The 12,235-nt window shown below is 23.4% G+C and carries 14 protein-coding genes; 2 read left to right on the top strand and 12 right to left on the bottom strand.

Annotated elements, in window-relative coordinates; all coding sequences use genetic code 11:
* The 10 genes from LJD32_RS13365 to LJD32_RS13320 all read right to left on the bottom strand — a co-directional run.
* Nucleotides 1-218: hypothetical protein (locus tag LJD32_RS13365; RefSeq protein WP_227392816.1), on the bottom strand; the 218-nt coding region annotated here is incomplete at its 3' end.
* A gap of 12 nt (nucleotides 219-230) precedes the next feature.
* Nucleotides 231-677: a DUF6568 family protein gene (locus LJD32_RS13360; RefSeq protein ID WP_117576142.1), complete on the bottom strand. Its 447-nt coding sequence runs from the start codon at nucleotides 675-677 to the stop codon at nucleotides 231-233.
* Nucleotides 678-863: 186 nt separating this feature from the next.
* The gene (locus tag LJD32_RS13355; protein WP_227403832.1) at nucleotides 864-2,057 is read right to left on the bottom strand and encodes a hypothetical protein; all 1,194 of its coding nucleotides are present in this window, start codon (nucleotides 2,055-2,057) and stop codon (nucleotides 864-866) included.
* The gene (locus LJD32_RS13350) at nucleotides 2,054-2,749 is read right to left on the bottom strand and encodes a LytR/AlgR family response regulator transcription factor (RefSeq protein WP_227392808.1); all 696 of its coding nucleotides are present in this window, start codon (nucleotides 2,747-2,749) and stop codon (nucleotides 2,054-2,056) included. Before LJD32_RS13350 ends, LJD32_RS13355 begins: the two co-directional genes overlap by 4 nt.
* A gap of 85 nt (nucleotides 2,750-2,834) precedes the next feature.
* The gene (locus LJD32_RS13345) at nucleotides 2,835-3,377 is read right to left on the bottom strand and encodes a hypothetical protein (protein ID WP_227403831.1); all 543 of its coding nucleotides are present in this window, start codon (nucleotides 3,375-3,377) and stop codon (nucleotides 2,835-2,837) included.
* Nucleotides 3,378-3,388: 11 nt separating this feature from the next.
* A complete protein-coding gene (locus LJD32_RS13340) occupies nucleotides 3,389-3,838 on the bottom strand; it encodes a hypothetical protein (protein WP_227403830.1) in 450 nt (149 codons plus the stop codon).
* Nucleotides 3,839-4,030: 192 nt separating this feature from the next.
* Nucleotides 4,031-4,948, bottom strand: a complete 918-nt coding sequence (locus LJD32_RS13335) for a sensor histidine kinase (RefSeq protein WP_227392679.1) — start codon at nucleotides 4,946-4,948, stop codon at nucleotides 4,031-4,033.
* On the bottom strand, nucleotides 4,942-5,622 hold the full coding sequence (locus LJD32_RS13330) for a response regulator transcription factor (protein WP_227392678.1): 681 nt from the start codon (nucleotides 5,620-5,622) through the stop codon (nucleotides 4,942-4,944). Before LJD32_RS13330 ends, LJD32_RS13335 begins: the two co-directional genes overlap by 7 nt.
* Nucleotides 5,623-5,658: 36 nt before the next feature.
* Nucleotides 5,659-6,435: an ABC transporter permease gene (locus LJD32_RS13325; protein WP_227392677.1), complete on the bottom strand. Its 777-nt coding sequence runs from the start codon at nucleotides 6,433-6,435 to the stop codon at nucleotides 5,659-5,661.
* On the bottom strand, nucleotides 6,428-7,345 hold the full coding sequence (locus LJD32_RS13320; protein ID WP_227359010.1) for an ATP-binding cassette domain-containing protein: 918 nt from the start codon (nucleotides 7,343-7,345) through the stop codon (nucleotides 6,428-6,430). Before LJD32_RS13320 ends, LJD32_RS13325 begins: the two co-directional genes overlap by 8 nt.
* 171 nt (nucleotides 7,346-7,516) lie before the next feature.
* Between LJD32_RS13320 and LJD32_RS13315 the strand changes: the two genes are divergently transcribed.
* Nucleotides 7,517-8,218: a LytR/AlgR family response regulator transcription factor gene (locus LJD32_RS13315; protein WP_227392676.1), complete on the top strand. Its 702-nt coding sequence runs from the start codon at nucleotides 7,517-7,519 to the stop codon at nucleotides 8,216-8,218.
* A complete protein-coding gene (locus LJD32_RS13310) occupies nucleotides 8,215-9,345 on the top strand; it encodes a hypothetical protein (protein WP_227392675.1) in 1,131 nt (376 codons plus the stop codon). Before LJD32_RS13315 ends, LJD32_RS13310 begins: the two co-directional genes overlap by 4 nt.
* Nucleotides 9,346-9,458: 113 nt before the next feature.
* Here LJD32_RS13310 and LJD32_RS13305 read toward each other — a convergent pair whose 3' ends face one another.
* Both LJD32_RS13305 and LJD32_RS13300 read right to left on the bottom strand, forming a co-directional pair.
* Nucleotides 9,459-10,664 (bottom strand): acyltransferase family protein, encoded by a 1,206-nt coding sequence (locus tag LJD32_RS13305; RefSeq protein ID WP_227359007.1) that lies wholly within the window; start codon nucleotides 10,662-10,664, stop codon nucleotides 9,459-9,461.
* 106 nt (nucleotides 10,665-10,770) lie between these two features.
* Nucleotides 10,771-12,105: an ABC transporter permease gene (locus LJD32_RS13300; RefSeq protein ID WP_227392674.1), complete on the bottom strand. Its 1,335-nt coding sequence runs from the start codon at nucleotides 12,103-12,105 to the stop codon at nucleotides 10,771-10,773.
* Between the last annotated feature and the right edge of the window lie 130 nt (nucleotides 12,106-12,235).

Raw genomic sequence — 12,235 nt, 5'->3', positions numbered from 1 at the left:
GAAACACAAACCATTAAAATAAACAATCCCATCAACATAATGCAATAAGGTTCACTAAAATCAAGAATATCATCATATGTCACCTTTTTAGCGAGATATGGATTAATAATAAAATGTAAAAACAATAAACAAATACTGAGTGTTGTGACAATAGAAACAATTAAACCATATGCTTTTTTTCTTTCTGTCCACAACATTTCTAATGCAAACTTCAACATAACTTTCACCTACTATTCTAATGCTTTTTTAATATCACTTGCTTTGTAATAAACATGATCAATTTTTTTGTCTTCTACATGAATCATCATTGGGACTTGTTTTATTGTAATATCTTCATAGTCTGTCACATTTTTATAATCAAAATCTTTTCCTCTTTTTAATGTAGTATCTTCAATATTGAAATAATAAACATTAGATATGATTGTCATTTCCTTTTTAAGATCCTCATTTGCTTTTTCACATTTCTTATTTCCTACTTCATAAAAATAAACAAAATATGAATCACTTTGAGGATTATTTAAAAGATTCTTTTCTTCAATATGTTGATATAATACCTTACCCCCTTGAAGATTTTTAAATGGATCTTTTGGCCCTTTTAACATATTAATTACCACCACAATTAAAATTCCAATAATACAAATTCCTAACATTTTTAATGTCTTTTTACTCTTTTCCATAAGTCTTTCCTCCCTTGACACCTTCAATGTAGACTATAGAGTCACTTTATACTCAAGTATTTTTTGAAAATTTCTTTAATTTTCCTCTCTACACTTATTATTTTATGTATTTTTTCTGCTTTTTATATTTTTCTGGCATGGAAGTGAGTTTTATGGCACGAAAATAAAAAAGTAGGCTATTTTAACCTACTTCATTGATTGAATACTTTTAAAAACACATAACTCATTATCCTGTGTCACTTTATATTGAGCATCTATATGTTGTGCTGATTGTTTAATAGAATTATCAAATGTTAGTTTCATATTTTTCGAAGTCAGAACTTCGATAATATTAAATCCTTGTTTTTCATAAATGTTGATTGTTATTTGTGTAGCTTCTTTTTTAAATAAATTAATAATTTTAATTAAGTACTCTACATACTCTCTATCCAAATAATAATCTGTATGTGAAATATTAATAGATGTATGGACATCTATTCCATTATTACTTAAATCATTAATTTTTTGATTCATAAAATAATCAAAATAGGGATTATCTGTATTAATAATGGCTTTAAATTTTCCAAAGTTACGAATATACTGATCTATCAATTCAATATTTTCATCATATTTTTTATTTTGTTCATTTAGTTTTACCTGCATTAAGATATATCTCAAATTATGTTCTAATTGATAAATATCTTCAGACATTTTAGAAAGCACTTTTTCATTCTCTTTCTTATATCTAATTTCTTCGTTTTTCAAACGAATACGTGTAGATTCTTCGTTTTCTTTTAATAGTTTTCCATAAATGTTAAATATAACCAAGGTAACTATGGCAGTTAAGAACATACAAAATAAAGTATCTGTTGGATTTATATTGTTGATCGTGTAATCATTACCAAGAATATAAAGTTCTAATAATAGAATCAAGAAAACGCCTATAATACTCGTCCATCTTTTAGTATCCAAATTAGAATTATATTTCATTTTTCTATTCAAAATATACAAAGAAAACAATAAATACATTGTTTTAGAAACAATCATTAGAATCTTTAGCTTTGCTGCTGGATCAGATATTATAAAATCTAGTGAACTTCCTAGTATTAAAGTAATCATATTGCAAACCAAGTCCATTATCAAAACTGATAAACAAACAATAATATTCCCTATACTCATTTTTTTATTGAAAACTTTCAAAAACAAAATAAGTACTCCAGCCAATAAAACAATTGCCAACCAACTTTCACTAATAAAATAATTTCCTGCCGTTATCGTTGCAAAAACAGCAAGAATAAAAAGCCATAGTTTTTCCATCTGTTTAAAATCAAAATACTTATATATAAAATAACACATGATAGAACTTTCAATAATATTTATAATCAAATCAAATAAACTCATGATATCAAATACTCCCTATATTGAAACATAAATTCATCCACATATTTTTTCCCAAGTGTAATGCATGTTTCATCTTTTAATATAATATTATTCTTATCTACTTCTTTAATGTACATCATAGATACCGCATAGCTTCTATGAACTTGTACAACAACAGGACTATCTATCAATTTTAAAGCATCTTTTAAACTAGAACGGTAAGTATATGTTTCTTGATCACATACAATGCTGATATCATGTCCAAAAGAAGTAATATAATGGATGTCTTTTAAAAAGATACTTGTCTTTCGTCCATAATAATCAAATGTAATCATCTTCATTGTCTTTTTGTAATAAATGTTTAATAGCTTAAATAATTCTTTTAAATCATTTTCTAAATTTTGTTTTCTTACAAAATAAAACGGTTGTGTTGCAAGTGAAGAAAAAACAAGTTCTTGTCTTGATGATACATAAATAATCGGATAATCAACATTGTTCATTTGTAATCTTTTTATAATGTTGATACCATTTAAGTCCTTTAAATCGATATCAATAAATAACAAATCAATATTTCGATATTGAGAAAAATCATCAAACTTTTCATTTATTTCTAACACTTGATAATTTTTAAAAATTCCTTTTAAAAAACTATCAATATAACCACTTAATTTATAACTAAACTTTCTATCATCATCAACAACTAAACATTGCATTTATCTACCTCTCTTACATCCTCTTATATTAAGTATAAAACAATGATCCACCCATGTCTATTTAATGAGTGGATCATTCTATTAATTAAATATTCAATTCTACATTAATGTTTGATTCATGATTATGTTGACTATAAATCGCATGTGCATGATAGTATTCATTATTCTTCAAATTATAAAATGTAAACATTATATTTTCCTTTTCAATCACTTCATTAAATAGGGAGAAAATATTATATAAAATATCTTTATTTTTCTTATCAAAATTTTCATTCACTTCTAAGAAAATACACCATGAACAATGAACATACTGTAAAATATCATTTTGAATTTCTTGTTTATTATCATATTGATAACATTGAATCTTATTCTTACTCAAGAAACAATTTATTTTATTTGTAAACAATTCTTTTTGAATATTAGCTACAATAATCTCATCAAATATTTTCATTTCTTTTTTTATACTGCTTATTAATTGATTATTATTACCATTAATAATAACACAGGTTACTTTGGGTTTTATTAATTGAAAATTATTACGTGCAATTCTATTAATGTCTAAATTTACTTGATTTTCAATATCTTTAAAATTATGAATTGATTGAATAATATGTGAGCGTTTTTCCATAATAATTTTTATTAATCAAGTGCCTTTTTAATATCACTTGCTTTGTAATAAACATGATCAATCTTTTTATTTTCTACATGAATAAGCATTGGTACTTGTTTTATTGTAATATCTTTATAATCTGTCACATTTTTATAATCAAAATCTTTTCCTGTTTTGATATCTTTTGCTTCTTCCATATTGAATACATAAATGCTTGATTTCCCTCTAACATAAGATTTAACTGCTTCATTTGTATCTTTGCATTTTTCATTTCCTGTTTCATAGAAATAAACATAATATGAATCATAATCTTTACTATTCAATATATTGCTTTCTTCAACATGTTGATATCCAAGTTTAACACGATCATCATTTTTAAATGGATCTTCTGGTTTTTTCAACATATTTACTGCCACCACAATTACAAGTCCAATAATACAAATTCCAATCATTTTTAATGTCTTTTTACTCTTTTCCATAAGTCATTTCCTCCTTTGACATCTTTAACATAGACTATAGAGTCACTTTATACTCAAGTATTTTTTGAAATATTTTTTATATTTCCTCTCTACACTTATTATTTTATTTATTTTCTTTTAAATCGGTATCTTTCTGGCATGGAAGTCAGTTTTATGGCACGAAAAAAGATGAACATATTTGTCATCTTTGATTTATAATTTATTCTTATATAAGTTAAACTTTAAAATAAAATTAATTTCATTTTTATGATACTTGACTTCTATCTCACCATTTATTTTAAAAACAAGTTCTTTTGTAATCGTAAGTCCCAAGCCTGAACTTTTTTCTGTTCGACTATTAGATGTTGTATAAAATTTATCAAACAATTTTCCTACATTTTCATCATTAATATCATAAGTATTATTTTTAAAGACATAAATCAGTTCATCTTCTTTGACTTCATTTTTGATAGAAGCTTTTTGACATCCATGTTTAACAATGTTTGATATGAGATTATCAAATATTCTTTTTAAAGCTTTTTCATCAGCAATAATAAAAATATTTTCAATTAAATCTAAATCAAGCGTGATTTGTTTTTCTTGAAACAAATCATAATACATTCCTAAAGTATCTACAAAAAGATCATATGTATTGACGACTTTTAATTCTATAGGAAACGTATTTGATTCAACTTTAGCTAGTTCAAAAAAACTTTCCATCATATTTTTTAAAGAATCAATTCTTGCTTCAATAATTTTTATATATTCTTTTCTTTTATAAGCATCTATTTCTTCCATATTAATAAGTTGTAAATAACCTTGAATAGAAGTTAAAGGTGTTCGTAGATCATGAGACATATTCAAAATTGTAGATTTAAGAACTTCATTGGATTCTTTACTTTTCATTTCTATTTGTCTTGTTTGATCAATGAATTGATTGATGGTTTGAATAAGTTGTATTGTATCTTTATCAATGTATTCTTTGGTAATATGGGCATTGGTTGATTGTTTCATAATTTTTAAAAACTGTAAGTTAATATGACGTATTTCTTTTTTTAAAAAAAGAAGATGTATTCCTAAAAATAGTAATAATATACTTAATAAAACAATCATAATATATAAAATCAACATATTTTAAATCCTATTCCCCAAACTGTTTCAATCGTTGGTGTTATGGGATTGACTTCTTTTATTTTTTTACGAATATTTTTTATATGTACAGTTACTGTTTGGGTATCAATACAATAGTCCTCATGCCAAACCTCTCTAAATATCTTTTCTTTACTAATTACTTTATTAGGATTTTGTATAAGCAACATAAGAATATCAAATTCTTTAGAGGTAAAATAAACATTCCGCCCATCAACAAAAACTTCTCTTGTATCTTGATTTAAGATTATATTTTTAAATTCTTCATTCTTTTTATAAGAAACTTGTTGGTTCAGATATTTTTGGATATTTCTTTCCACTTTGAGTTGTAATTCTTCTAAATTAAAAGGTTTTAAAAGAAAATCATCTGCTCCTAACTTTAAAACTTCAATTTTTGCTTCTTCTTCATTTTTAGCGGATACAGTAATAATAGGCACATCACTTACTTTTCGTACTTCTTGTATAATTTCTTCACCTGATAGACCGGGTAACATTAAATCTAAAATAACACAACAAATATCTCTTTCATTTTTTAATCTCAATAAACCTTCTGTTCCTGAAAAAGCTTGAATTGTTGAATAGCCTTTTATCACAAAATAATCATTAATAAAATTATTAATATCACTATCATCTTCTACAATCAAAACACAATTCATCTTTCCACCTTCTTTTTTCTAGCATTATACCTTATTTTAGGCTATATCTCGATAACAAAACACATAAATTCCTAGAATCAAAGAAAGGATGATAAGAATAAAACCAACAAATTCTGTTTTACAAATGATCGTTGCACTTAAACTATTTAAATAAGCAAGATGGTCTAAACATGTTACTGGATCAATTTCTGATAGATGAATAGAGGTTACGATTTCTGAAACAAAAATCATAATAAATTGATATAAAACCGTAAAAAGCGTTGTTGCCATATTACTTTTAAATAAGATTCCTATAAAAATCATCACTCCAATAAAACCAATATAAAGTGGTAATTGTAATACAATGATTTTTAAAACAATGATTAAATCACTCAATTGAATACTTACAAAACCATTAAATAAAATACTCATTACTAAACCTAAAACGACATATAAAACAGGTAAGATCAAGGCAAATAAAGCACATACAAGCATTTTTGAAAGATAAATCGTTATTCTTGAATATTGATAAGAAACGGTATTTTTAATTGTTTTATATTTAAAGTCAGAAATAAAAACATTAATAATAATAGGAATTAAAAAGAAAAGTATAACGTTTGATCCTTTTAAAAGCTCTATCATCATTTGTGTTCCTTTTTTATCAAAATGAATAAGATTATAATTCATACTATCTGACATCAAAGTCATCACACCATCTCCGCCTTGAGCTAAACCATTTCCTAATAAAAGAATACCTAAAAAACCTAAGGTAATCCAAAGTAAGATCTTACTTTTCCATAATTTATAAAAATCAGCTTTTATAATATTAAACATGACTTTCCACTCCTTTAATTAATGATAAATAATAATTTTCCAAACTGACATTTGAAATATTCATTTTATTAAGAATAACCCCTTCTTGAATTAAAGTTGTTGCTACTTGAGAACTTTCATTTACAAAATCATAAAGATAGATTGTATGATCGTCCATCACTTTAAAATTTTCTGTATGTAATTTTTGTTCAAGAGTTATCGATGCAAGACCAATATTTTCAACATCTAAAGAAATATATTTTTTAAGCTTTTCTTGTAATTTTTCTGCCGTAATTTCTTCAATCATTTGTCCTTGATGAATAAAACCATATCTAGTCGCTATCATCTCTAATTCATCTAAAATATGACTGGAAATAAGCATTGTAATACCGTATTTCTTATTGAGATGACTTAATATTTCTCTTAATTCTACAATTCCTTGTGGATCTAAACCATTTAATGGTTCATCTAAAATCAGTAAATCAGGATGATTAATTAAAGCAAGAGCCAACCCTAATCTTTGTTTCATTCCTAAAGAATAATTTTTGTATTTCTTTTTCCTAGCATTTTCTAAGCCAACCATCTTTAATACTTTTTCAATACTATTTATTTCAACAATTCCTTTATATTGAATATAATATTTTAAATTTTCATAGGCTGTCATATAAGGATAAAATGCTGGATTTTCAATAATCGCTCCTATTCTTGATCTATTTATTTGATTATCTAAAGTATCAAATAACTCTAACTGTCCTTGTGTCTCTTTAATTAATGACATAATGATTTTCATAGTCGTTGATTTACCTGCCCCATTTTGTCCAATAAAACCATATATATCCTTTTGATAAACCGTCATATTTAAATGATTTAATATTTCTGTTTGTCCTCTTTTTTTAGAAATATCTCTTAATTTTATTACTGTATTATTCATTTAACATCCTTCTTTCTGGATAAAAGTATATTTCAAATACTTTTACTTTTTAATAAAAAAATAAAGAAAAAAGTATAAAGAAAGTATAAAGATTATAACGTGTTAAACCTTCCATAATAGTAAATAACTCTATTATTTGATAAAATAATAAAGTGAAAGGAAAGAAAATAAATGAAGATACTTATATTTGATGATAATAGACAAGATAGAGAACATTTAACGAACTGTCTCAATTCATTTTTTGAAAACAAAGATATTTCTTATCAAATCACAACATGTCAGAATAAAGATGAATTATTGCATGATATCAATCACTATGACTTTTTATTTTTAGATATCGAACTTGGTCAAGAAAATGGTATTGACTTAGATCTACAACTTCAAACAATACAGCATCATTGTCATATTATCATTACAACAAATTATTCTAAATACGCTATTGATGGTTATAAAATACAAGCAGAGCGTTATTTTATTAAACCTATTCATCAACAAGAATTTGATTTAGAAATGAATGGTGTTATAAAAAATTATATAAAAGATAAAAACTATTTTTTTGATAAAAAAATATGTGATTCTAAGATTTATATCAAAGATATTCTTTATATTGAATTTATTGATCGTAAATCCATGATTCATAAATTAAACGGTGAAATAATCATGACAAATTGTACATTAAAATATTGGTATGATAAGCTAAACATTTATAGTTTTGCTTATCCATATAAAGCATTTTTAGTTAATTTAAAATATGTTAATGCTCTTTATAAAAAAGATATAGAAATGACTAATGGTGAAATGATTCCTTTATCTAGACATTATAAAAAAGAATTTGAAGCAAAATATATTGATTTATTACAGGATACATTATGATTATTCTTTCTAATATCATTTCATTTCTTTTGTTAACTTATCTTACAAATTCTTTTTTATCACCAAAATACAACAAAACAAAATCTTTGCTTATTTTTGTTTTATTTTTTATACCTTTAATTTTTATAACTATTGAATCAAAGTATATATTTATTTTATTTTTATATTTTATTGTTTGCTTTTTATTATATAAAGGATCATTTATTCAAAAAACACTCATCATTATACCGTTTTATATTATTCAAATATCATTAGAATTACTTATTTTTCATATTCAAACATTTTTTAATTATGAAATTATTCTAGCTGCGTTATTTATTTTGTTTTTTATAAGTATTTATATTTACATTTTAAAAAATCTAAAACGTTTATATTCATTAAAATATATCAAATTCATTTTTATATTTCCTATTCTAACAATTCTTTGGTTTGGAGATATTGATTGTAGTTATTTTTTATCTACTAGTACAACAGATTTGTTTGATTTACTAAGTATTCCTGTGTTAAATTTATTGCTATTTATCATTACGCTACTTACAACCAACTATATTTCTTTGAAAAAACAAAAAGAATTATTTAATTCAAAATATGAATTATTACAACAACACTATGATTATAATTTTAAATTCTTACATGATTTACTTCATACATGTAATCAACTTAATATTCAATTTGATAATCAAAATTATGAAAATGCTAAAGAAATATTAAATCAATTAACTCAAACAACCTATAAAGAATTTAATGCTATTTATAGTCAATCGCTTGTTTTAAATTATGTCATCAATAATCATTTAAATACATTACTTGAAAATAATATTGATATTAAAACAACTGTTGAAACAACTTTTAATTATTTAGATTTATATACACAACTTGAATTATTTGACTATTTATTAAATCTAGCAATTAAAGCATGTTTAATAAATCAAAATAAAATAATTATTATAAAAGCAAAAGAAAAAAATAATTCTGTACTTTTTAAAATAACATTACCTTATATTGTAATCAAAAAAGATTTACTTTATCACGATTTAAACAAAATACTTTCTCATATAACTTATGAATTAAATATCAAAGAAATTGATTCAAATTATATAAGTTTACTTATTATATTTAATATTTAGGATTTGTCTCAGACAAATCCTTTTATAATAAAGGCCTTATTATACTCGTCCAAATCAATCATGAACATTCTAATAAGGCATAGATTTTAATATATAAATTTACTATGAGTGTTTTATGTCTTTTTTATCATCACAAATGATAAAATATGTGTCAGCATTAATACAACAACAATATTTAATAAAAGATATTGACCAATTTCTTTAAAAATAAAAGATACAATAAAAATCATCATGGGATGTAATAAATAATAATATTTAGAATATTGACTCCATTTTATTTTTAAATTTATATGATTTGTTATATAAATCACAGAAATAAATAAATAATAAGTAACTGGAATACATGAAAGCAATATATTACTATCTAATCTATGGAAATCATGTAAAATAATAGCTTCAAAAATCAAGAAAAAACATGAAACAATTAATTTAACAAAACAATTTTTTGAATAAACATTATCTTTTAACCCCATCTTATATCCCAAAACCACATAGAATAATCCAAAAAATAGAAAATTACGTGTTGTAAAAAAGATATTAAAATAATATGTAACAAGTTCTTTAATAGAAAGTGGAAGCAATCCATAATATGTTTCTGTTGCTCCAAATAATAATAAGAAGAAAGATATTATAAATAAATAATTTAATTTATATTTTTCTTTCCATTTTTTAAGTACAAATAAAGATAACATTAAAGCTGGAAAATACCACAAATGGTAATATACTCCGCTATAACATAGCATAACAATCAATACAATTGGTAATAAAACAATGATCAATAAAATAATTAACGGCATAGAAATATTCATTTTTATAATATATTCATTGATTTGCGTTAGATATTGAATCATTGTCATTAAAATGATTGGTATATAAATCAAACTCCACATTAAATAAAGTGGTATCGTACGTTTAATATAAGTGTCTATATAATTACTTTTATCTTTTTCTTTTTTAGCAACAAAGTAGCCTGTAATGATAAAAAACAAAGGTACACAAATCCTTGATACAATATTATTAAAAGCCAAGTCAAGTTCATTAGAATAATGAATAAATGGTCTTAAATGTAAAATAATAACTAAAATAGATAAGACATATTTTAAAATATTTAAATTTTGATAATAGATTTTATGTTGATGATAATTATCATCTATGTTTTCTTGAATATAAATCGTTATATAACTAAAAAGCGCAATCATAGTAACCAATACAATTGGATAAGCAAGTTTATTGTCATACTGTAATACATTTATAATTCTTAAAAACCAAACTAATAAAGTTATAATAAATATTATAAATAATTTATTTTTTAATTTCATAATTTAACCTCTTACGTTTATTATATAAGGTATCTTTTACGTGTACAAGATACAAAAAACGAGAGTTATTCTCATTAAAATCTATAACTCTCGTCACTGTTTTAAACTATTTTAAATATTCATTTAATTTTTTTCTATTAATGCCATGAACAGAAAATACAACAGAGATAAAAGTCATTAAAACAATATACAAATAAATATAAAAAATAACTTTCCCATTAAACATCAATGATAAAAAATTAAATGTTGAAACATATCTTAAATAAAACATTCTTATCATTGATAAACCAAGATATCCTATAATAAAAGCAATTGTTGAAATCAATAGATGTTCTAACAAAATAATGACTATCACATCTCTTTTACTTCTTCCTAAGGCATATAAAACTGCAAGTTCACGATTACGTTTTTTTATATAACCCTTATTTAAAAACAAAATAACAATACCAAGAATCACAGCTACTAAAATAATAATTCCTACATTAATCAAAACCGTTTGAATATAAGACTCTCTAAATTCACCATTTTTAAATTCATATTGAGACATTAAGCGTAGATGAGGAAATAATCTATTTAATTCTTTCGTGACATTTTTTACATCTTTTTGTGACTTACAAACAATGATCATATCATCAAGACCAGTTCCAATAGCTTTTAAGTAAGAATCATAATCTCTGAATACAGTTTTATGGATATCATGGGATTTATTTTCTTGATTAAAATCATTTACATGATTTTTATAACTTTCTAGAGTTTGAAAAAGTTCTAAAAAATCATAATTTTGATAACTTGTATAAATATATTCTGTTAAGCCAATATTATTTTCATAATTTGTTTTATAAATACCAGATACTTTATATTTTTGATTTATTTGGTTTCTTTTTTCATTAATAATTGGTAATTCTATTGATTGATTAATAAGAGCATTTAGATTTTCATTTTTAAGATAATTGTAAGCTAGAAAATCAGGAATAAGAATTTCATTTTTTTCTGGGTAAGTACCATAAAGAAGATCTATATGTTTTGGATTATAATGTTTCATATAAGAGCTTGGTACTGTTAATGTTTTAAACTCCATTTGAACTTTATCTGGAAAATGAACATAACTTTTTGTTTTCTTAATTTTATTTGAAAAAGAATCTTTATATAACACCAGATTTAATTCATTACCCTTATCATCAACGCTTGTTTCTACATTACCATTATATAATTTTGCTTCTTTAACTCCTGAAATATTTTGAACGTCTTTTAAATCTTTATTTGAAAAGCTAATGCGAGCTCCATCATTAGAAATGATAACATAATTATTTTTTGCACAATCATTTAAATATTGTTTTGTATAATGGGTTGTTGATACATAAATGGTTTTATTATCAATACCTGAATAAAATTCATAAAGATCATTAATGGAAACACTATAAAAGAATAAAAAAATTGTCATAAACAACATAAAAATAATAGATACAGGTATATAATTTGCTAAAGTGAAAAGTTAAATTCCACTTTAAAAAAATGAAAAATAAAAGTAGAATTTACTCTTTCAGAAAGCAGATTTTATAAGAATATTAGGT

The organism is Faecalibacillus sp. TM498, from assembly GCF_020589955.1.
In the GTDB taxonomy this organism is placed as follows: domain Bacteria; phylum Bacillota_I; class Bacilli_A; order Erysipelotrichales; family Coprobacillaceae; genus Faecalibacillus; species Faecalibacillus intestinalis.
Note: the sequence above shows the minus strand (reverse complement) of the source record. Positions and strands in the feature narration are given on the sequence as shown.